The sequence below is a fragment of the Sphingomonas sp. Leaf20 genome (assembly GCF_001421535.1).
GTDB lineage: Bacteria > Pseudomonadota > Alphaproteobacteria > Sphingomonadales > Sphingomonadaceae > Sphingomonas.
Window position 1 is genome coordinate 34,029 of record NZ_LMKN01000009.1, and the last position, 19,793, is coordinate 53,821.

Consider the following 19,793-nt stretch of genomic DNA (forward strand, 5'->3'; position numbering starts at 1 on the left):
TCCTCGCGTCTGATCCGAGGCAAGTATTCCCCAATCAAAACATTGGAGCAACGCTGTAAGACTTATGATTTCCATAGGAATATCCTATGCAGAAACCACGCGTAGCAAGTCTGCGATCACGCCATAGGCCGGCGCGCGACCGGCGCCCTGACGCCATAGCAAGCCGATGTCGCGGTAATAGCGGCTGCCTTTGATCTTGCGGACCACCACGTCGTCACCCTCGCGGATTTCCTGCCGAACATAGAGTTCGGGCAGGAGCGCCAACCCCATGCCCATGCCCGCCATCTGCCGGATCGCGTCGAGGCTGGTCCCCTCATAGTCGCGCAGCACGTTCGCCCCGACATCGACCGCGATCGCCGCCACCTGTTCGGCAAGCCGATATTCGGGCAGCAGCGTCAGCAGGTTGGTGCCGCGCAGGTCGGAGGGCGCGATGATTGCCTTGGCTTTCAACGGGTGGTCGGATGCCATCGCGACATATAGCGGTTCGCGAAACAGCCGCTCGCTGTGAAACGCGCCGCCGGACACGGGCAATTGTGCCAGGATCAGATCATGGACGCCGGTGCCAAGTCCGGACGCGAGCGCGGTCGGCAGGCCTTCGCGGACATGGACGCGGAGCGTCGGGTGCTCGCGGTGCAACCGGGCAACCAGTGCCGGCAGGAGATAGGCGCCGAGCGTCGGCGATACCCCGAGCCGGATCGTGCCGATCAAGGGATCGGCCGATGTCGCCCGGAAATCCTCGAGATCGGCGACGTCGAGCAGGATGCGCCGTGCCCGGTCGAGCAGATCGCGTCCCAGCGGGGTAAGGATCGCGGGGCCTCCGCGCTCGAACAAGGCTGCGCCGATGACGGTTTCGAGCGCACGGATCTGTTGCGAGAGCGACGGCTGGGACACCCCCATCCGTTCGGCCGCCCGCGTGAAGCTGCCGGCTTCGGCCAGCGCGACGAAATAGCTGAGGTGACGAATCGTGGTTTTGGGGAAAGGCATGGCGCACGCTATCCGGTAAGCGTCCTTGTACGCATCAACTGAGTAATGAACGGAGCGAATGCGCCGCCTTGAGCAACATTCCGTAAAGGGGCACGGCAAAGAAGCCGCTCCGCGTGTCTGGGATGTCGATGCCAGACCGGATGGAGGTCCAAGGCTGACGCGGTAACGCGCCGGAACCCGGGGTAGGTCGGACGTGTCTGAAGTCGGGAAGCGGGGAAGGGCGTGCGCATGACCGTTTGGGTTTCCTCAGAGGTTCGCGCCACCAATCAGTTTTGCCCACAAGCGACACTGGAGGCATGATTCGATGCCGTGCTACGATGCAGACGACGGAGGGGGGCTACAGGCGATGAAAACACAAGATGACTTGATCAAATGGGCGAACGAGCAGCGCGAAGAGGCTCTGCGACAGGTCGATCTCTTCAGTAACGGCGGCGTGAAGGCTCAGCTTGTCATGCCGGATGGAAATACGGAGGACATTACTGCGGGGGTGCTTTCGCATCAAAGAGCGAACGTAGAGGCTTTCACGGATCTTGTGTCCGCTCTGGAGAAATAAGGCCTGCCTTCATCTCAATGAAGGCCTGCGCGGCAGCCGATCGGGGTCTTGAATGCGGTACCTGATCAGCTGAACGACTGGCCGAAACTGGGGGGCGGGGCAGGGCGCGCGGATGTCTGGTTATGAGGCTGAGCGCCGAACGCGGGTGTTGCCGGGGGTGGCCTAACTGGCTCTGCGACCTAAAAGAGCCCGATGCCCGGCCTTTTCAATCGTGTGTTACCCTCCAAACGCTGGACGCCGTCGCGGTACAGGGCGCTGCTACGTGCGCGCGGGCCGCGATCGACGCAGTTTCGCACGCGGGGTGCGATCCTTGCGGGGGCGATCCTGATCGGGATCGTCGCGACGCTGTTTGCCGAGGCGGCCGATTGGGCGGGCGAGGTTTTTAGCGACTTTGCAAGGACCTGGCACTGGATGCCGCTGGTCACGACGCCGCTGACGTTCATGGGGCTGGTCTGGCTGACGCGTCGCTATGCGCCATACGCGCGCGGATCCGGAATCCCCCAGGTGATCGCGGCGCAAGCCAGTCCGAACGACGCCACGGGCACGCTGATTTCGATCCGGACGGTGGTGGCCAAGGCGGTGCTGACGATCGGCGCGGTACTGGGTGGCGCATCGGTCGGGCGGGAAGGCCCGACGGTCCAGCTGGCAGCGGCCGTCATGGGGTTCACGCACCGTCTCGTCCGCGTGCCGTTGCGAGGCGGGGTCCTTATCGCCGGCGGTGCGGCGGGCGTCGCGGCGGCGTTCAACACGCCGCTCGCCGGGCTGCTGTTCGCGATCGAGGAGCTCGCATCCGCCTATGAGCAGAGGGTGACGCTGCTCGTCCTCGCGGCGATCGTGATCGCGGGGATGGTCGCGCAGTCGGTGCAGGGCGACTATATCTATTTCGGTGCGATCGGCGCGCATATGCCGCTGCTGTCCGCGCTGATCGTCGCGCCGGTTGCCGGCATCGCGGGTGGCATGACCGGTGGGCTGTTCTCGCGCATTCTGCTGGCGATGGCGGTCAGCCGCAACCGCGTGACGGAATGGACGCGCGCGCATCCCGTCACGTTCGCGGGGATCTGCGGGGGTGTCGTCGCGGTGCTCGGCGTCGTGACCGGGCTGACATGGGGAACCGGCTATGCCCCGGCGCGCGCGATGATCGTCGGCGTCGATGCGCCGCTCTGGTTCGGGCCGGCCAAGCTGGTCGCCACCGCCGCGACCGCGATCGCGGGCCTGTCGGGCGGGATCTTCGCGCCGTCGCTCGCCGTCGGCGCGGGCGTCGGCAATCTGCTGCGCGAGATCTTCCCCGGCGAGCCTGCCAGCGCGATCGTGATCCTGGGCATGGTCGCCTATTTCGCGGGCGTCGTCCGCGCGCCGCTCACCGCGGTGATCATCCTGTCGGAGACGACCGCGAGCCGCGGCCTGATGCTGCCGATGTTTGCGACCGCGTTCATCGCCGATGCGGCCAGCCAGTGGGTATGCCGCGAGAAGCTGTACCATGGTCTCTCGAAGACCTTCGCCATGACGGAGACGACCCGATCCACCTGAACCCTGCAAAATTCGTGACGCTCCCTCGGGCGTGGATGGCCAAGGCCACCGAAGGCGTCGACCATGACGGCGTCCTGCGCCAGATTGCCGAGGAAGCGGGGTGGTCGGGCCGCTATGCGTTCTTGATCGTCATCTCGGCCGCGATCTCGTTGCTCGGGCTGCTGATGCCCTCGGTCGCGGTGCTGATCGGCGCGATGCTGCTGTCGCCGTTGATGATGCCGATCATCGGCCTGGGCTTCGGCATCGCGACGCTCGATTTCCACGAGATCCGCCGCGCGGCGACCGCGTTGATTCTGGGGGCGGTCATCGCGGTGACGCTGTCGGTCGTGCTGATCCTGCTCTCCCCGGTCCAGACGATCACGAGCGAGATCGCCGGGCGGACGCAACCGACGCTGTTCGACCTGCTCGTCGCTTTGCTCTCCGCAATCGCGGGCGGCTATGCGCTGATCCGGGGGCGTGGGGGTACGGTGGTCGGCGTGGCGATCGCCATCGCGCTGATGCCGCCGCTGGTGGTGGTCGGGTTCGGCATCGCGACGTGGAACTGGGTGGTGTTCTCGGGCGCGTTGTTGCTGTTCCTCACCAATGCCATCACCATCGCGCTGACCGCCGCGCTCGTCGCGCGCTGTTACGGGTTCGGCAGCCATCTGTCGCCGCACCACACCGGCTGGCAGCTCGTGCTGTTCGCGGTCGCGATCGGGGTCCTCTCCATTCCGCTTGGTGCCGGTCTACGCCGGATCGCGTTCGAGGCGGTCGCACAGCGGCAGGTGCGCGATGCGCTGGGCGAGGATTTTCCACCCGGCGCGCGACTGAGCCAGGTCGAGATTGACCATGGCGCGAACCCGGTCCGCGTTCGCGCGGTCATGCTGACGCCGCGGATCGAACCGGGCGCGGATCGCAAGCTCGCGGCGGACCTTCGCCAGCGATTGTCGCGGCCGGTCGATGTCCATGTCGATCAGGTCCGCATCTCGCCCGAGACCGGCGCGGTCGAGGCGGCGCAGATTGCGCGGGCGGGCAACGGCGATGCGCTGCGCGCCGCACGCGAGCGCGACCGCGCGATTGCCGACGTGGCGCTGATCGCAGGTGTTCCCGTGTCATCGGTGCAGCTGGATTCGGCGGGCCGAACGATCCGCGTAACGGCCGCGCCCCTCACGGGTCTTGGCATCGCCGGCTATCGCGATCTTGAACGTCGCGCGGACGCGGCGGTCGCCGACTGGGATGTCATTCTTGGGCCGCCGAACGATGTCGCCTTGCCGGACATGGCGATCCGGTCCGGCGTCATCGACGATCAGGCGCTTGGCGACGCAGCCTGGGCCTCGGCTCGACTAAGTCGGACGCTCGACGTGCCGGGCGGAACGCTGCGGCAGCGCACGGCAATCGCACAGGGTATCACCGGGCGAGGGGGCAGCGCGGCCCCCGGCGGTGCGGGCGGCCGCCTGCGTTTGCGATGGTCGGCGGATACGGATCCACCTGCGCCTGAGTCAGGCGAGCGCCGGCCATAGCTGCCGGTAGGCCTGCTCGAATACGGCCAGGTCGGCAGGATCCTCCATCGTCTCACCCACACGCTGCGCGTGGCGTGTAGCCCAGCCTTCGATCGGCCTGCGCATCCCAGGCAGGTTGGCGTGCATCGCCGCCAGCGTGTTGGTGAGCCGAAGGGACACCTCGATCTCCTTGCCGCCTTCGCGAAGCACGGGTCCGAAGGCGTCGGTCAGCATATCGTCGATCGAGGGTCGGCCAAGGTACACCCCGTGCTGCTCGTTGTCGTCGTCGCCTGCGTTCGTCGGTTGCGAGCCGAGCGACAGGAACACCCTCAAGAGCGCGTTCAGCACCTCGATCCCGGTCCCGGGATCATTGGTCGCGGGCGCCAGCGCGCGACTGGCGATCTCGGACAGCGCGATCAGGCCCAGGCGCGGATCCTGGTCGAAGCTGCGGTGCCGTTCGATCGTGAAGCTCTTGATCAGCGCCGCGCGTGTCATGTCGTCTAGGGCGCCCTCGACCCGAACGAGATCACGCTTGGGGTGCACCATCGTCCCGGGAAGGACGCCGACGTGAATGCGGAGTCCGTCCCGCTCCGCAATGGCGCTAAGCGCCGCAACGTCGATGTGCGTGACATAGCCGGTCTGCGAGCCCGCGATCGCCACGGCCTGTGGCGGTACGACGATCGCTGCACGTCCGCCCAAATGCGGGGCGGCCGCGAAGTCCGTCATGGCACGCGTCGCGGCCTCCTCGACGCGATCGATCACGTCGGCCATGCGCCCGAACGCGGTGATATGGCCGATCCAGCGCAACAGCGTGCCGACCACCAGCATGATGATGCCGACGGTGGCAGCGAACAGGATGATGCGGCCGTCATGGCCATAGGCGCTCGTGTTCAGCCCGACGATGCCGACCATCGAGAAGACGAATGCGCCGAGGAACGTCGACAAGGCGTTCTGCGACGTCGGATCGCTGACCATCAACTGGGTCGCGCGTGGTGTGGCGAGCTGCGTCGCGGACGAATAGGCGCTGACCATCGCCGTCAACGAAAACGTCGTCACCGCCAGCATGCTCGATGCCATGATCTGGAGAATGGTGCCGACCGAGCGCTGGCCGATATCCACGTCGAACGTGTAGGGGAGGTACGGCGTGACGATGCCGGCGAGGATCGCCAGCGCCACGCTGAGCAGGCTGATGACGCCTGCGCGGAACCAGATTTGCCGGACGATGCGATGGAGGATCCACGTCCATCGTTTCATATCATGTTCCCCTGATCAGTGTTTCGCGCGATCGCCACGCTTGAAGCCCACCGACTACGCGAAAACGACGCGTGCTACCCGCGCGTAATGCGCCTTGCCGGGCGGTTTCATCCGGATGTTGCGCTGGGTATGATCGGTCAACCTTGTTGGAAACGAAAGATAAGGGGGGCGGGATTGAGCTACAAAACGGATCGTCGCAGTCGAACCCGCGCCATCGATGTCTAGGGGCCGTCCTGTGCGTGGGAGCGGCCCTAGGTTTCTTGTCAGAGCGGGCGTGATCACCGAGCATCTCCTCTGGTAGGAAGGCCGATGCGTGCCCCAACCCGCGCCCGCTTTCTTCCCATCATTCGAGCCTGCCCGCGACCGCTAGTATAGCGGCAACGGTCCCTCGTCGGCTGGCGGAGACGTGCCTGGCGCACCCATGACGTACCGCACCCGCTCCATGCACCCGCTTGCACCGGTCTCGGACGGCTTGCGGCTGAGCCCTGTAAACATGCTCCTGGCGGCGTCGCCGAAATCGCTCGTCGGCTCGGCCATAAGCACCTTCACGTTCCCGAGCGCGCCCCACGGCGCGACGTCGTAGGAGACGATTGCCCAGCCCTCGATCCCGCGACGGCGATAGTCGTTCGGGTAGGTGAGCCGCGGCGCACGCGTCCACTCGCCGAGCGCGTTGCACGCCTCGGGTTGCGCCGGCATGGTCTCGCGGGCCGGCGCCTCGGGCGCGGGCATTGGGTCGGCAATTTTCCAATAGGGGTAGAGGCAGCCTCGCCGCGCGCCCTTCACGAACCGGGACTGTTCCACCGCTCGACGCGAGGCGGCATCCAGTGCAGCCGATCGCGAACCATTCAGCGTACGGACGCGCACCGGCTTGCCGTCGGCGTCGATGTCATAGCCTATCATGGTCCACAGCGGTCGGCCTGGCTGTCGTGCGATCGCCGTGAAATCGGGAAAAGCGCGGTTGAGCAGTGCCGGTGTCGGGTCGAAGCACGTCGTGTCGGCGGGACGGATGCGCCGCCACAGCGCCTCCGGAGCGCGGGCCCCAGTCGGGAACACGGTGTAAGCCATCGCCATGGCCGCCGGCACCTGATCGAGCGGTAACTGATCGGGCGTGAAGGTGATCGAGCAGTCGGTCCGCGTCGCACCCGCCGCAAAGCGCGCGGCCGCCAGTGCAGGCAGCAGGTCAGCCGTGGCTTGACCGAAGCGCCGTTGCTCGCGCTCGATGCCCAGCGGCCGGCCGGTCGCATCGATACGGAACATGACGCGCAACGGCGCCTCCGTCACCCCGCTCCACCCCAGCGCCGGTAACGGGTTGGGCGCCTGTGTCACGCCGACCGGTTGCCCACCGCACGTCGCCGCTCCAGCGCGCCAGATCGTCATGGTGGATTGCGGCGCGCCCGGCGCTGCGCTGTTTGGCCCGGCGTGGTCGTGCGTCTGGATTACAGGTGGTGGTAATGGTTGAACCGGCGGCCTGATCCCTTGCGCCCCGGCGACAACCGATCCGGCGATCGCCAGCGGCATCCACGACCAACGCATGACGCTCATCCAAACCCTCCTGTGCCAGACGCCTGTCGCGACAGGTCCTATGCAGCAGCGACACTGCCATAGGGTCGCGCGAGCGGCAACTCGCGGTCGATCGCTGCCCCGGGGATAGGGGTTTCATCGCCACACGCTGGCCGCGTCCTCATCGAACATCGGCTTCGGCCTCGGCGGCGCCGTTACGCGTTACGTCGGCGTGTCGGCGCGCGGAAGTCAGGGGGCTTGCCTGCGATCCATCGGAGATATTGCCGTATGTCGTCGCGTTCGCGCAGGCGATCCATCGTGGCATAGGACGATGCCAGATCGCGGTTGGCGACAAAGGCGTGGATGGTTCGGTGGCACATCGGATGCACCGGTACGGTATGCGTGCCGCCCTCGCTCTTGGGAACGACGTGATGTCGCTCCACGCGTTGCCCGAGCAGCCGGCCACATAATGCGCAGCCCTCGTCCTTGGGCTCTGTTGCGGCTCTCGCGGCAGCCTCCGCGAGCCCGGCTATCCGTTTAACGCGACCGCCCATGCTCACCATATGAGGGTTCGATGGTCATATGCGAGTGCGCGCTGGCTCAGGGGCGACCTGGAGCGGGCGAGGGGCGGGGTTGCACGTCTGGTGCCGTCGCTCAGTTGCTGCCTCTGACATCTAGAGGCATGCGGGCAACGTGACGATCGGCAGGCCGGTTATCGCCGTCGCGGCGACGCCGACCAGTGCGAGGCGCCAGCCGGTCCGCTCGACCAGCGTGCCGCTCCGCGCCGGCCATCGCCACACCGCGACGCCGATCCCTGTTCCGATGCACAGCAGCCACGCGGCGATCAGCGCCGCCTGATGCGCACTCGTCGCGCCCAGCCCGATCGTCGCCCAGCCGCGCGCGCAGCCCAGGCCGTGGAGCGCGTAGAGCAGGCAGAATGCGACTGCCCAGACGATCAGTCCCGCGCTCATCCGGATCAGGGCGATCATGCGATCCACCCGGGCAAGGCGAGGACCAGCGTGGCGGCGACGCCCGCGCCGGCCGCATGGTCACTCCACAACCGCACGATGCGCAGTTCGCCGAGCCGCGCGCCGCCGATATGGCCGCTGCCAATGCGCGCGCGCGCAAAGGCAAGCATCGTTGCGGCAAGTGCAGCGTGGAAGATCGCATAGGACGCTACCACCGCGCCGGTCGCGGCATAGGCATGGCTGGCGGGCGAGGGCAGCCGCAGCACGACGAGGAGGACGAGCGCGAGGACGAGCGCGATCTGCCCCCCCGCTGCGACCGCGAGCGCTGTGCGTCCGTCGGGTCCGGCGCGGCGCACCTCGACGATCGCCAGCACCGCCCCGAGCAGCGCGAGCGCCGGTTCCAGCACGGTGCGCGCGATCAGTTGCGGCGGCGGCCAGTCGGGCGCGACGGTCCACAGAAACGCATAGCCGAACAGCAGCGAGGCAAAGAGCGTCGCGCTGGCGGCGAGCGCGAACACGCTGCCCCACCAGCCGGTCGTCCCCGTCGCTTCGGTCGACAGCGGCAGGGCCACGCCCGGCCCGGCGGACAACGGCCCGTGGTCTTCGCGCGTCCCGTTGGTCCACGCCCAGCGCCAGCCCAACACGCCGACGCCGACGAGGAACAGCGGCGCGATCCAGTACAGCCCCGCCAGCATCGTGAGGAAAAAGCCCGCCAGCACGCCCGCGGTGGCGATCGGCAGCCAGCTGTTGCCCGGCAGGATCACGATATGATCGGGCTCGCCGGTGACCATGTCGACCGCCATCGTCTCGCGCCAGCCATGCCGCGCCGCGCCGAGCCACCCCTCGCCGCGCGCCAGCGCCACGCCGAGGTCGGGCTGGTCGTACAGCGGATCGCGCCCCGCCACCTGCGGCAGGCTTGCGAAGTTATAGGCAGGCGCCGGGATCGGCATCGCCCATTCCAGCGTGCCGGCATTCCACGGATTGCGCCGGTGGTGGCGCCCCAGCCAGATTTGCAGCCCGACGTCGATCGTGAACAGCGCGAAGCCGAACGCCATCACGAAGCTGCCGACCGACGACAGCAGGTTGAGCCAGGTCCAGCCCATCGCATCGGAATAGGTGTCGATCCGGCGTGGCATCCCGAGCAGCCCAGTCAGGTGCATCAGGAAGAAGGTCAGGTTAAAGCCGATGAAGATCAGCCAGAACGCGGTCTCGCCCAGCTGCATCACGCGCTCGCGCCCGGTGAAATGCGGCAGCCAGTAATAGGCTGCGGCCAGCATCGGGAAGACGAAACCGCCGACCAGCACGTAGTGGAGATGCGCGGTGACGAACGCGGTGTCGTGCGCCTGCTGGTCGAACGGGACCACCGCGAGCATGACGCCGGTGAGGCCGCCGAGCACGAACACGACGAAGAAGCCGATCAGATACAGCATCGGCAGCTTCATCTGCGGGCGTCCCGACCACAGGGTGCCGATCCACGCGAACACCTGTACCGCGGTCGGGATCGCGACCAAAGTGGAGGCGGCGGAAAAGAACCCCAGCGCCATGTGCGGGATGCCCGTCGTGAACATGTGGTGCACCCATAGCCCGAAGCTGAGGAACGCCAGCGCCATCACCGCGGCGACGAGCGCGCCATAGGCAAGGATGCGGGTTCGCGCCATCACCGGCAGGATCGTCGACACCGCACCGGCCGCGGGCAGGAAGATGATATAGACCTCGGGGTGGCCGAACAGCCAGAACAGGTGCTGCCACAACAGCGGCGATCCGCCGAGCGCGGGCGTATAGAAGGGCCATCCGAACGCGCGCTCGATCTCGAGCAGGATCGATCCGAGGATCAGTGGCGGGAAACCGAACAGCATCATCGCCGCGGTCGCGAGCAGATACCAGGCGAACAGCGGCATTCGGTCGAGCCGCATGCCGGGTGCACGCAGCCGCAGGATCGACACCGCGATCTCGATCGCCGCGCACATCGCCGAGATCTCGACGAAGGTGATGCCGAGCAGCCAGACGTCGGAATTGATCCCCGGCGTCCATTGCTTGCCCGACAGCGGCGGATAGAGGAACCACCCCGCATCGGGCGCGACGCCCGCCAGCATCGCGACGATCAGGATGCTGCCGCCGAACAGATAACACCACCAGCCGAGCGCCGAGAGCCGCGGGTACGCCATGTCGCGCGCGCCCAGCATCTTGGGCAGCAGATACAGCGCGAGCCCCTCGAACATCGGGATCGCGAACAGGAACATCATGATGCTGCCGTGCATCGTGAACAGCTGGTTATAGACCTCGGGCCCGACAAACGCGCTGTCGGGGGTCGCGAGCTGCGCGCGGATCAGCATCGCCAGCACGCCACCAATCGCGAAGAACGCGAACGCGCCGACGATGAACCGCTTGCCCATGTCCGAATGGTTGACCGAGCGCAGCACCCCGCGCCAGCCCGGCTCGGTACGCCAGATCGTGGTCAGGTCGTGGTGGAGTTTCAGGGCCTTCATCGCGCCGCTCCGATAAAGGCGGCCCAGCCGCGCGCGTCGTGCACGACGACCGTGAACCCGTGATCCTTGTGCCCCGGCCCGCAATATTCCGCGCATTCGCCGCGATAGGTGCCGGGGCGGCTGGCGACGAGACGCAGCGTGTTGGTGTGGCCGGGGATGGCGTCCATCTTGCCCGCCAGTCGCGGTACCCAGACGCTGTGGATCACATCGGTCGACGTGATGCGCAGGTCGACCGGGCGGCCCGCGGGCATGTGCAGGACGGTGCGCGTGCCACCGAGGCCCGGATGCCGGAACGCCCAGGCATAGCGCCGCGCCTCGACGCCGATCGTCACGCTGTCGGACGCGGGCGTCGGCAGGATCCGCCCGCCGAGGATCAGCGCATAGCCGAGCAGCATCGCCAGGACGGTGGAGGGCATGATCAGCCCCAGCCAGACAATCCACACGCGCGTGTCCAGCGCGTCGGCGTCGCGCGTCCCGCGGCGTCGCATCGCCACCGCCAGCAGCGCGAATACCAGCGCCGCAAGCAGCGCCGATCCGCCGAGCATCACCCACCATAGCCGCGCGACGGCGGCGGCGTGCGGACCCGCGGGGTCGATCACCGACAACGGGCCGGTGCAACCCGCTGTCGGGATCGCCGTTCCCCCTATATGCAAGAGTCGCTTCGGGAGTGCGATACGATGACGGATAGGGCTGACGGGGCGACGACGACGCCGATCGACGAGACGCTGACCGATCCGATCGAAAACGATCCCGCCTTCCACCGGACGGAATCGAAGATCGCGGTCGCCGGGCATCCGATCCACGCGATGCTCGTCGCCTTTCCGGTCGCACTGGCCGCCAGCACGCTCGGCGCGGACCTGTTCTACTGGTGGACGGGCGATCTGTTCTGGGCGCGCGCTGCGCTGTGGGCTTCGGGCGCGGGTTTCCTGCTCGGCGTGCTCGCCGGGATCGCCGGCACGGTCGAACTGCTGATGGTGCCCGGCATCCGCGCGCGCGCATCGAGCTGGACGCATTTCGTGATCGCGGTGATGCTGCTCTCCGTGCTCGGCGCGAACTGGGGCTATCGGCTCGGCGGCTATGAGGCGGCGGTGCTGCCCTATGGCATCCTGCTGTCGGCGTTCGCGGCCGCGTTTACCGGGTTCACCGGATGGCATGGCGGAAAGCTGGTGTTCGAATATCACGTCGGTGTCGCCCCGAAAGGCAATTGATGGTGCTGCGGCGTGTCGAGCCAGCGCGGGGTCAGGTCCGGCATCTGCGGCTTGCCCAGCACCAGCAGCAGCACGGCGATCATGATCGCCATCGTCGCGGCCAGCAATGGCGCTGCCGATGGCGGCACATAGTCTCCGCGGCGCTCGCTCATCTGCACGACCGTATGCCCGATCAGCGCGTGCAGCGCGACCAGCAGGCCGACGGCGACCAACTTGGCGAACATCCACGGCACGAACACGCCGCGCAGGAAGATCAGCGCGGTACCTGCTGCGATCGCAACCACCGCGGCGGGCGTCACGATCCGTGTATAGCCGTAATGCGTGATCCGTCGCAGCCGCGCATAATCGGCCTGCGCTTCGCCCTCGTCATGCTTGGCGAGCACGAGCGGCAGCGCGATCAGCCCCGCGCACCACAGGATCAGCGCGGCGATATGCAGCGCCTTGACCAATGTGAGGATCATGCCGCCGCGCCGTCAAGCGACATCGCCCGCCAGCGCCGCGTCGCGATCCATGCTGCGGCGGCGGCATAGGGCGCCATCCCCGGCACCCACATCACGAGCCCGGCCAGCTGCTGATCGGCGAGCGGCCCGATGCCGAATGCGACCGTCGTCGTCAGGTGCGCCGCATAGAGCGGCCGGCCCGCAAAGGTCAGCAGCGCGCCGAGAAACCCCATCTGCACCGCCCCGCCGATGATCCCGGCGGTTGCCTCCGCCGGCCGCCCGCGCAGAACCGCGGTCCAGAACAGCCACCCGCCCGCCAGCAGCGTCGCCTGCATGATCCAGTAGATCCCGACATGGCCGAGCGCCGCATCGTACAGCGCGGGCGCGTGCCACGCCCACAGGATCGCGGTCGACAGCGGCAGGGCGATGGCTGTGGTGATGGCCATGCCGAGCGCGCGCCGCGGCGGCAGCGCGACCGCAAGCAACGGTGCTGCGACCGTCACGATAAGCAGATGATGCACCGCGCGTGCCGCAAACAACGCCGTCGTCAGCGCACAGAGTGGCGACACGAACGCGACGAACAGCACCCCGACACCGGCAAGCCCGGCACTGCGCCGCGCACCCGCCAACCGTGTCATGGCCAGTGCCGATACTGCCAGCGCGACCAGCAGCACCGGGTCGCCATTCCACCGCGACATCCAGTCGTCCACGCCCGGAGCGGGTCCGCAATAGCTGCGCCACCAACCGATGATCGTTCCCCTTATTCTTCTTGCTCGTCAGTACTAAACGTCCACCGCACCACATGGCCGCATCGGCTGGGCATTACCGCAGCTTTGGAACCTTTCGCCAGTCGTAATGGGTTTGCCCTTATCGCCGTCAGACGTCCCGGCGACGAAAAGGACCGCTAACACGAGGAAAGAGCCCGGATGACCGACACGACGAAAGACCCGGCAGGTGCCGATATCGCCGAGCAGGCCGCGGAGGCCCTGGCCGCCAAGGCGCACCATTGCTGGGCCCGCATGGCGGCCCTTTCGATCGCCGCGGGTGGCTTCATCGCATTCGGCGCGATCGCCTATCTGATCGTGCAGGCGGGCGGCGGCGCGGTCTCGGGCCCGACGCAGTTGCTGTCCGGCGCGGCGTTTTCGGTCGGGCTGATCCTGGTGATGGTCACCGGCACCGAACTGTTCACCGGCAACACGATGATGGTCCTGCCGGCCGCGACCGGCGACGTGACGGCAGCGCGCGTGGCAGGGGCCTGGTCGCTGGTCTGGGTCGGCAATCTCGTCGGTAGCGTGGCGGTGGCCGGCCTGTTCGTCGCGGCCGGCGGGCTCGAGGGGCTCGACGGGACGATCGGCGACGCAGCAGCCGCGACGATGAAGTCGAAGCTGGACAAGTCCGTGCTCGCGACGCTGACGTCGGGTATCCTGGCGAACATGCTGGTCTGCCTCGCCGTGTGGATGGCGATGTTCGCCAGAACGCTGTCGGGCAAGGTCGCCGTGATCGTCGGCCCCGTCGCCGTCTTCGTCGCGGCGGGCTTCGAACATTCGGTCGCCAACATGTCCCTGCTGCCGATCGGCTGGGCTGCTGATCCCAATTCCGCCGTTCCGTGGGGTGCCGGTCTTCGCAATCTGGCATTTAGCACCGTCGGCAACGTGATCGGTGGTGCGAGCATTGCGCTGATCCTCGCGTACGGACACGGCAAATTGATCCGAGAAGAATGATCCACCGATCAGCGCGGGCGCGAGCATCCGCACCGACAAACCGGTCGCCGAGGCGGACCGGCTTGTCGGTGCCGGAGCGGCTGGTCAGGTAAGGTGCTGATCGCCTCCCGCGGTGAGGTGAGCCCAGGGGAGGGCAGGGCCGACGGGGACGATACCGCAAGGGTTGAGGTCACGGTGGCTGGCGAAGTAATGCGTCTTGATGTGATCGAGATGGACCGTCGCGGCGATGCGCGGATCGGCCAGCATCCGCTCGACATAGGCTTCCAGCGCCGGATAGTCCGAGATGCGCCGCACGTTGCACTTGAAATGGAAATGATAGACCGCATCGAACCGGACCAGCGTGGTGAAGAGGCGGATATCGGCCTCCGTCATCGCGTCGCCGACCAGCCAGTCGCTGCCTGACAGCGTCTCCTCCAGCCAGTCGAGCGATTCGAACAGCGGGTGCACCGCCGCCTCGTACGCATCCTGCGTGGTCGCGAACCCGGCCTTGTAGACCCCGTTGTTCACCGTGTCGTAAACGCGGTCGTTGACACGGTCGATCTGCTCGCGCTGCGCCTGGGGATAGAGGTCGGGACCTAACCCGCCGAACGCGGCGAGCATCCGGATGATCTCCGCCGATTCGTTCGACACGATCGTATCGGTCTCACGATCCCACAGGACGGGTACGGTGACCTTGCCGGAATAATCCGGTCTGGCGCGGGCGTACAATTGCCACAGGAACTCGGCGTCGTGCAGCGGATCGCCACTGCCGCCGCGGCTCGTGCCGAAGGTCCAGCCATTCTCCAGCATGACAGGATCGACCACCGAGACACCGATCGCGTCGTCCAGTCCGTGCAACGCGAGCACGATCAGCGTCCGGTGCGCCCAGGGGCAGGCGTAGCTGACATACAGGTGATACCGGCCGGGCGTCGCCGGACGGCCGGGCTCCCCGTCTGGGCCGGCGCTGCCCACCGGGGTCAGCCAGTCGCGAAAGCCCGTGTCCTGCCGCTCGAACGCGCCGCCCTTGCTGTCTTCCGTCACCTTGCCCGCGTGCCACGCACCGTCGATCATTCTACCCATGTTATCGCTCCATCGAAGCCGGACCGCACAGACGGTCCGCCGTAATTTGTCCTTCGGGAACGACCAGCGACCCTTTTCGTCCCATTCGAGCGATTGGCGACCGACCGCCTGTCGACCTTTTCGATGGCGTTGAACTCGTCGAGCGGCCTGCCGCGTCGGGTCGCCGGTGTGCGCCTGCGCTACCCGCAGATAGGGGTATCCGAACGGACCCTTGATCGCGACCGCGCGAAGCTTACGGCGCAAGGGGCCTCGATTTTTGGCGGGGCGGGCGTCGGATATGTCCTGCGGAAAGGGAGGTTTCTCCCGCCGTTCCTGTTGAGCAACGCAGAAACCGAGGCGGTGGTGCGCGGCATTAAATATGTGACCCAGTTCGGCGACGATGTGCTGAAGGCGGCGGCGCGCGACGCAGCAGCCAAGATCGTGTCCGTGCTATCGGTCGCTGCGCGGGAGACGCCGCAAGAGCCCATCTCGCTGCCGGGCCCTCAGGCTGGATCGAGCCTGGGAGGAGGGACCGCCGTCAATCGCGCGGCTTAATAGATGCCGCCCGTCTGGTATCGACCAGCTTTAACTTCCTTCCGAACGTTCACAACCGGCGGACCATGCGTGCAGCTCTATGCCCCAGGCAGAGCTGCGGTATCACACCGCGTCGACAACCCGTTGGGGCTGCCAGCCCAATGCCGTCGATATCCGCTGCGCGGTCTGCCGGAGTTCGGCGCAGGCATCGTCGATCGAGACGAGCTGCGATCCGTCGATCAGTTCGAGGAACGGCACCGTCAGCGCCGCGAGCAGCTCGCCGTCGAAGCCGAAGATCGGGCAGCTGATGTCCGTTACCCCGCGCGTGACGGGGCTTTCGCGCAGGCCGAACCCCTGGTCGCGGACCTGTTGCAGACGCGCGGCCAGGACGGACTGGCCGATCGGTTCCTTGCGCAGCGCAGCGGCGCGACTGAACATCCGCTCGGTCGCCTCTTCGGGCGAGAACGCGAGCAGCACATGCCCCGAACAGCTGCGCACGAGGTCGATCGAAGCGCCGACCCGCAGCGCAAAGCCGCGAACGCCCGGATTTTCCTCGCGCGCGATCACCATGCCCTCGCCGGCCTGAACCACGACGAGATGACACGATTGGCCGATTGCCGCGGCCAGCACCTGCATTTCGGGCTGCGCGGTGATGACGAGCTTGCGCGCGGGTGTCGCGCGATAGGCGACGTCGAGGAATTTGTACGTCACCGTATAGCGATCGGTGGTCGACGATTTTTGGAGATAGCCCGCGTCTTCCATCACCACGACGATGCGGAACAATTCCCCGAGCGATCGGCCGAGCGCGCTCGCCATCTCGCTTGCCAGCAAACCTTGCGGATTGTCCGCGAGCAGCTCGATGATGAGGAAGGCCTTGTCGAGCGCGGGCGCATTATAGGTGCCCTTGCGCTGCGCCGTCGCGCCGTCTTGTTTAGGCATGGTGTTCCATCGATGTCGTAGGAGCCGAACATATCCCGGTTTGTCGAGGGGAGAAAGCCATCGTTCCAGCGTCGCGCGGCGCCGTGCGCTGGCGCCACCGCTCAGATTGTCACGATGGCTTTCAGCACCTGCTCCTGCCGTGCGATCAGCGCCGGGATAGCGGTGGACACATCGTCGAGGTCGACGCGATCGGTCAGGAAGCGGTCGGTCGGGACCGCGCCGTTGCGGATCGAGGCGATGACGTGGTGGAAGTCGACCGACAGCGCGTTGCGGCTCGCCAGCAGCGTCGTTTCGCGCTTGTGAAATTCGGGATCGGCAAACACGAGGTCGTCGCGACACAGGCCGACCAGGACATAGGTCCCGGCATGGGCGACATGGCTCAGGCCCGCGTTCATCGCCTGGATGCTGCCGGTCGCGTCGAACACATAGTCGAACATCTCGCCATCGGTGTGCTGTGCCAGCTCCGTCGTGGCGTCCGGGCCTGCGACGACACCGGGTTCGAACCCGAACCGCTCCGCCGCCGTCGCTAGCCGGCGCGCGCTGCGATCGTGCAGCGTGACCGACCCGGCACCCGCAATCCGCGCGAACAGCGCGCAGCCGATCCCGATCGGGCCGGCGCCGGTGACCAGGACGCGCGACCCCGGCTCGATCGCCGCGCGGCGTACCGCGTGCGCACCGATCGCGAGGAATTCGACCATCGCCGCCTGATCGACCGTCAGCCCCTCGGTGGGGACGATCGATCCGGCGGGGACCGCCAGATACTCGGTCATGCCGCCATCGGCATGCACGCCGAGCACGCGGATGTTCGAACAGCAATTAGGCCGGCCACGCCGACACGCGACGCACGTCCCGCAGGCGAGGTAGGGGTTGACCGTGACGATCTGTCCCGTCGCCAGTCCGCTGTCACGCGGCGCGTCGACGATCTCCCCGGCGAGTTCGTGCCCGATCAGCCGCGGATAGGTGAAGAAGGGCTGGCTGCCGTCGAAGATATGATAATCGGTGCCGCAGATCCCGACGCGTCGCATCCGTAGCAGGACCTCGCCATCGGCCGGTTGCGGCATCGGCCGATCCTCGATCCGGGCCTTGTTCGGCGCGGTGCATATCAGAGCCTTCATTGCCGTTCCTTTTGCGTGTTCCAGCCGGATATCGAGCGAGCCGGTCGCGTTCGATGCGTCATACCCCATATCATTCTCTAGATCATTAGATGATAGTGCGTTATCATCCATGCAACCGTTAGGCAGGGCCGCTGACATGGCGTTCGACCCGCGGAGCAGCAGGAGAGAACCGATGGCGCGTCGCGTCTGCTTTGCCCTCGACCTTGTCGACGATGCGGATCTGATCGCCGCGTATGAGCGCGCGCATGCGCCCGGTGCGGTATGGCCGGAGGTGACCGCGGGGATCCGTGCCAAGGGATTCCTCGACATGGAAATCTGGCGTGCCGCGGATCGTCTGGTCATGATCGCGACCGTCGCCGAGGACTGGCCACGGTCGCTGACCCCGGAACAAGCCGCGGCCGACGATCGGTGGGAGGTCGCGATGGACGCTTTCCAGCGGCCTCTCCCGCACGCCGCCGCCACCGAGAAATGGGTGCCCATGGCGCGCATCTTCGCACTCGACGAGCAATAGCGGCATCCGGTCCCGCGTCAGGCTCGTTCCGGCGGAAAAACGAAGCGGCTGACGTTTGCACTATCGCTAGCGAGAGAGAAATCTCATAACGGAGATTGGAATGGCGGGTCGATATTCTCATTGGGTGATGGCGGACGGGCGAACACCGTGGTCAGCCGTAGCAACTATGACGGCCCCGTCGCCGGAAGGTCCTGACAACGCGATGGCAGGGAGCGCAGGCTGATGGCCTTATCGCCGATGATCGAGACCGATGGCGCGCCCCGCAAGGCGGATCGCGATGGCGGCGGGCGCTATGTCGCGGCGCTCGTGATCACCGTGTCGCTGTTCTTCCTGTGGGGGATGGCGAACAACCTGAACGACATCCTGATCGCGCAGTTTCGCAAGGCGTTCGCGCTGTCGGATTTCGGAACCAGCTTCGTCCAGCAGGTCTTCTATTTCGGCTATTTCGTCGTCGCGATTCCCGCGTCGTCGGTGATGCGGCGGTACGGCTACAAGACCGCGATCGTGACCGGACTGACGCTGTACGGCTGCGGTGCGCTGCTGTTCTATCCCGCCGCGGTCGCGGGGATGTACCAGCTGTTCCTGCTCGCGCTGTTCGTGATCGCGTGCGGCCTCGCATTTCTCGAAACCTCGGCCAACCCGCTGATGACCGAACTGGGCGATCCGCGTACCGCGACGCGCCGGTTGAACTGGGCGCAGGCGGCCAATCCGCTCGGCGCGATCACCGGGATCCTGGTCGGGCGCAATTTCATCCTCTCGGGGATCGAGCATGACGAGCGCAGCATGGCCGCGATGAGCGATGCGGCGCGCGACGCGTTCTACCGCGCCGAAGTGCAGGCGGTGGTGATGCCCTATGTCGCGATCGCGGGCGTCGTGCTGCTGTTCGCGGTCGCCGCGGCGCTGGTACCGTTCCCGCGCGGCAGCGTCGCGGATGATGACGGTCCGACGGGGCGCTTCACCGACGTGTTCCGTCGCCCGCAGCTGATCGCCGCGGTCGTCGCGCAGTTCTTCTATGTCGGCGCGCAGGTTGGCCTGTGGAGCTACACGATCCGCTATGCGCAGGCGAATGCGGGCATGGGTGAGCGGGGAGGGGCCGATGCGCTGTTCGTGTCGCTGGTGCTGTTCGCGGCGGGGCGCTTCGTGGGGACGGCGCTGATGGCGCGGCTCGCGCCGGTCACGCTGCTGGCGATCTTCTCGGCGATCTCGCTGCTGCTGGCCGCGTTCGCGGGCATGGTCGGCGGGACGATCGGGCTCTACGCGCTGGTCGCGACCAGCCTGTTCATGTCGATCCAGTTCCCGACGATCTTCGCGCTGGGCGTCGACGGTCTCGGGCCGCTGCGCAAGGCGGGGTCGTCGCTGATCATCATGGCGATCATCGGCGGCGCGGCGCTGACCGCGCTGATCGGCTGGGTGTCGGATCGCGCCGGGATCACGCACGCGATGCTGGTACCGGCCGCGTGTTTCGCCGCGGTATTCGCCTTTGCGCTTTACGCCCGCGGTGCGACTGCGCGGGCATCGATCTGAAAAGGAAGACGTG

At 66.9% G+C, this 19,793-nt stretch carries 20 protein-coding genes; 8 read left to right on the forward strand and 12 right to left on the reverse strand.

Features of this window, described 5'->3' with window-relative positions; translation table 11 throughout:
- Nucleotides 1-84: 84 nt before the first annotated feature.
- Nucleotides 85-984 carry a hydrogen peroxide-inducible genes activator gene (locus ASE72_RS13680; protein ID WP_056022475.1) on the reverse strand — a complete coding sequence of 300 codons (900 nt, stop codon included), beginning with the start codon at nt 982-984 and terminating at the stop codon, nt 85-87.
- A gap of 346 nt (nt 985-1,330) precedes the next feature.
- Between ASE72_RS13680 and ASE72_RS13685 the strand changes: the two genes are divergently transcribed.
- From ASE72_RS13685 to ASE72_RS13695, 3 genes are all read left to right on the forward strand, one after another.
- Complete coding sequence (locus tag ASE72_RS13685; protein ID WP_156350492.1) at nt 1,331-1,537, forward strand: hypothetical protein; 207 nt, start codon at nt 1,331-1,333, stop codon at nt 1,535-1,537.
- A 192-nt stretch (nt 1,538-1,729) separates the two neighbouring features.
- A complete protein-coding gene (locus tag ASE72_RS13690; RefSeq protein ID WP_056022482.1) occupies nt 1,730-3,064 on the forward strand; it encodes a chloride channel protein in 1,335 nt (444 codons plus the stop codon).
- Nucleotides 3,065-3,099: 35 nt separating this feature from the next.
- Nucleotides 3,100-4,563, forward strand: coding sequence for a DUF389 domain-containing protein (locus tag ASE72_RS13695; protein WP_056022485.1), 1,464 nt, complete (start codon nt 3,100-3,102; stop codon nt 4,561-4,563).
- Here ASE72_RS13695 and ASE72_RS13700 read toward each other — a convergent pair.
- From ASE72_RS13700 to ASE72_RS13725, 6 genes are all read right to left on the reverse strand, one after another.
- Nucleotides 4,543-5,796, reverse strand: coding sequence for a DUF2254 domain-containing protein (locus ASE72_RS13700; protein ID WP_056022487.1), 1,254 nt, complete (start codon nt 5,794-5,796; stop codon nt 4,543-4,545). The two genes, ASE72_RS13695 and ASE72_RS13700, sit on opposite strands and share 21 nt — an antisense overlap.
- Before the next feature lie 366 nt (nt 5,797-6,162).
- On the reverse strand, nt 6,163-7,338 hold the full coding sequence (locus ASE72_RS13705) for an energy transducer TonB (protein WP_082446065.1): 1,176 nt from the start codon (nt 7,336-7,338) through the stop codon (nt 6,163-6,165).
- 173 nt (nt 7,339-7,511) lie between these two features.
- On the reverse strand, nt 7,512-7,739 hold the full coding sequence (locus ASE72_RS13710) for a hypothetical protein (protein WP_443024774.1): 228 nt from the start codon (nt 7,737-7,739) through the stop codon (nt 7,512-7,514).
- 231 nt (nt 7,740-7,970) lie between these two features.
- On the reverse strand, nt 7,971-8,285 hold the full coding sequence (locus ASE72_RS13715) for a hypothetical protein (RefSeq protein ID WP_056022493.1): 315 nt from the start codon (nt 8,283-8,285) through the stop codon (nt 7,971-7,973).
- Nucleotides 8,282-10,750 (reverse strand): cytochrome c oxidase subunit I, encoded by a 2,469-nt coding sequence (gene ctaD / locus ASE72_RS13720; RefSeq protein WP_056022496.1) that lies wholly within the window; start codon nt 10,748-10,750, stop codon nt 8,282-8,284. The genes ASE72_RS13715 and ctaD overlap by 4 nt, the downstream gene beginning before the upstream one ends.
- A complete protein-coding gene (locus ASE72_RS13725; protein WP_235532364.1) occupies nt 10,747-11,349 on the reverse strand; it encodes a cytochrome c oxidase subunit II in 603 nt (200 codons plus the stop codon). The genes ctaD and ASE72_RS13725 overlap by 4 nt, the downstream gene beginning before the upstream one ends.
- Nucleotides 11,350-11,427: 78 nt before the next feature.
- Here ASE72_RS13725 and ASE72_RS13730 point away from each other — a divergent pair, with 78 nt between their 5' ends.
- Nucleotides 11,428-11,958: a DUF2231 domain-containing protein gene (locus ASE72_RS13730; protein WP_056024085.1), complete on the forward strand. Its 531-nt coding sequence runs from the start codon at nt 11,428-11,430 to the stop codon at nt 11,956-11,958.
- Here the strand turns inward: ASE72_RS13730 and ASE72_RS13735 are convergent.
- A complete protein-coding gene (locus tag ASE72_RS13735) occupies nt 11,928-12,419 on the reverse strand; it encodes a CopD family protein (protein WP_056022502.1) in 492 nt (163 codons plus the stop codon). The two genes, ASE72_RS13730 and ASE72_RS13735, sit on opposite strands and share 31 nt — an antisense overlap.
- On the reverse strand, nt 12,416-13,096 hold the full coding sequence (locus ASE72_RS13740; protein WP_056024088.1) for a cytochrome c oxidase assembly protein: 681 nt from the start codon (nt 13,094-13,096) through the stop codon (nt 12,416-12,418). Before ASE72_RS13740 ends, ASE72_RS13735 begins: the two co-directional genes overlap by 4 nt.
- A 228-nt stretch (nt 13,097-13,324) precedes the next feature.
- Between ASE72_RS13740 and ASE72_RS13745 the strand changes: the two genes are divergently transcribed.
- Entirely contained in the window at nt 13,325-14,119 is a 795-nt protein-coding gene (locus ASE72_RS13745; protein ID WP_056022507.1) for a formate/nitrite transporter family protein, read from the forward strand.
- Between the two features lie 84 nt (nt 14,120-14,203).
- On the opposite strand, the gene ASE72_RS13750 is transcribed toward ASE72_RS13745, so the two are convergent.
- On the reverse strand, nt 14,204-15,178 hold the full coding sequence (locus ASE72_RS13750; protein ID WP_056022510.1) for a glutathione S-transferase family protein: 975 nt from the start codon (nt 15,176-15,178) through the stop codon (nt 14,204-14,206).
- Between the two features lie 93 nt (nt 15,179-15,271).
- On the opposite strand from ASE72_RS13750, the gene ASE72_RS13755 reads away from it, so the two are divergent.
- On the forward strand, nt 15,272-15,712 hold the full coding sequence (locus tag ASE72_RS13755; RefSeq protein WP_056022513.1) for a hypothetical protein: 441 nt from the start codon (nt 15,272-15,274) through the stop codon (nt 15,710-15,712).
- Nucleotides 15,713-15,814: 102 nt separating this feature from the next.
- Here the strand turns inward: ASE72_RS13755 and ASE72_RS13760 are convergent, their stop codons facing one another.
- Both ASE72_RS13760 and ASE72_RS13765 read right to left on the reverse strand, forming a co-directional pair.
- The gene (locus ASE72_RS13760; RefSeq protein ID WP_056022516.1) at nt 15,815-16,630 is read right to left on the reverse strand and encodes an IclR family transcriptional regulator; all 816 of its coding nucleotides are present in this window, start codon (nt 16,628-16,630) and stop codon (nt 15,815-15,817) included.
- Between the two features lie 101 nt (nt 16,631-16,731).
- Nucleotides 16,732-17,745, reverse strand: a complete 1,014-nt coding sequence (locus tag ASE72_RS13765) for a zinc-binding alcohol dehydrogenase family protein (RefSeq protein ID WP_056024092.1) — start codon at nt 17,743-17,745, stop codon at nt 16,732-16,734.
- 172 nt (nt 17,746-17,917) lie between these two features.
- On the opposite strand from ASE72_RS13765, the gene ASE72_RS13770 reads away from it, so the two are divergent.
- Both ASE72_RS13770 and fucP read left to right on the forward strand, forming a co-directional pair.
- Nucleotides 17,918-18,256, forward strand: a complete 339-nt coding sequence (locus ASE72_RS13770) for an L-rhamnose mutarotase (RefSeq protein WP_056022519.1) — start codon at nt 17,918-17,920, stop codon at nt 18,254-18,256.
- A 222-nt stretch (nt 18,257-18,478) separates the two neighbouring features.
- Nucleotides 18,479-19,780, forward strand: a complete 1,302-nt coding sequence (gene fucP / locus ASE72_RS13775) for an L-fucose:H+ symporter permease (protein ID WP_268795903.1) — start codon at nt 18,479-18,481, stop codon at nt 19,778-19,780.
- Nucleotides 19,781-19,793 lie beyond the last annotated feature (13 nt).

Coding starts and splice junctions, on each gene's coding strand:
- ASE72_RS13735 (WP_056022502.1), bottom strand. CDS start 12,419: ATGATCCTCACATTGGTCAAGGCGCTGCATATCGCCGCGCTGATCCTG.
- ASE72_RS13695 (WP_056022485.1), top strand. CDS start 3,100: ATGGCCAAGGCCACCGAAGGCGTCGACCATGACGGCGTCCTGCGCCAG.
- ASE72_RS13730 (WP_056024085.1), top strand. CDS start 11,428: ATGACGGATAGGGCTGACGGGGCGACGACGACGCCGATCGACGAGACG.
- fucP (WP_268795903.1), top strand. CDS start 18,479: ATGGCCTTATCGCCGATGATCGAGACCGATGGCGCGCCCCGCAAGGCG.
- ASE72_RS13765 (WP_056024092.1), bottom strand. CDS start 17,745: ATGAAGGCTCTGATATGCACCGCGCCGAACAAGGCCCGGATCGAGGAT.
- ctaD (WP_056022496.1), bottom strand. CDS start 10,750: ATGAAGGCCCTGAAACTCCACCACGACCTGACCACGATCTGGCGTACC.
- ASE72_RS13700 (WP_056022487.1), bottom strand. CDS start 5,796: ATGAAACGATGGACGTGGATCCTCCATCGCATCGTCCGGCAAATCTGG.
- ASE72_RS13745 (WP_056022507.1), top strand. CDS start 13,325: ATGACCGACACGACGAAAGACCCGGCAGGTGCCGATATCGCCGAGCAG.
- ASE72_RS13705 (WP_082446065.1), bottom strand. CDS start 7,338: ATGAGCGTCATGCGTTGGTCGTGGATGCCGCTGGCGATCGCCGGATCG.
- ASE72_RS13680 (WP_056022475.1), bottom strand. CDS start 984: ATGCCTTTCCCCAAAACCACGATTCGTCACCTCAGCTATTTCGTCGCG.
- ASE72_RS13760 (WP_056022516.1), bottom strand. CDS start 16,630: ATGCCTAAACAAGACGGCGCGACGGCGCAGCGCAAGGGCACCTATAAT.
- ASE72_RS13750 (WP_056022510.1), bottom strand. CDS start 15,178: ATGGGTAGAATGATCGACGGTGCGTGGCACGCGGGCAAGGTGACGGAA.
- ASE72_RS13715 (WP_056022493.1), bottom strand. CDS start 8,285: ATGATCGCCCTGATCCGGATGAGCGCGGGACTGATCGTCTGGGCAGTC.
- ASE72_RS13690 (WP_056022482.1), top strand. CDS start 1,730: ATGCCCGGCCTTTTCAATCGTGTGTTACCCTCCAAACGCTGGACGCCG.
- ASE72_RS13770 (WP_056022519.1), top strand. CDS start 17,918: ATGGCGCGTCGCGTCTGCTTTGCCCTCGACCTTGTCGACGATGCGGAT.
- ASE72_RS13685 (WP_156350492.1), top strand. CDS start 1,331: ATGAAAACACAAGATGACTTGATCAAATGGGCGAACGAGCAGCGCGAA.
- ASE72_RS13740 (WP_056024088.1), bottom strand. CDS start 13,096: ATGTCGCGGTGGAATGGCGACCCGGTGCTGCTGGTCGCGCTGGCAGTA.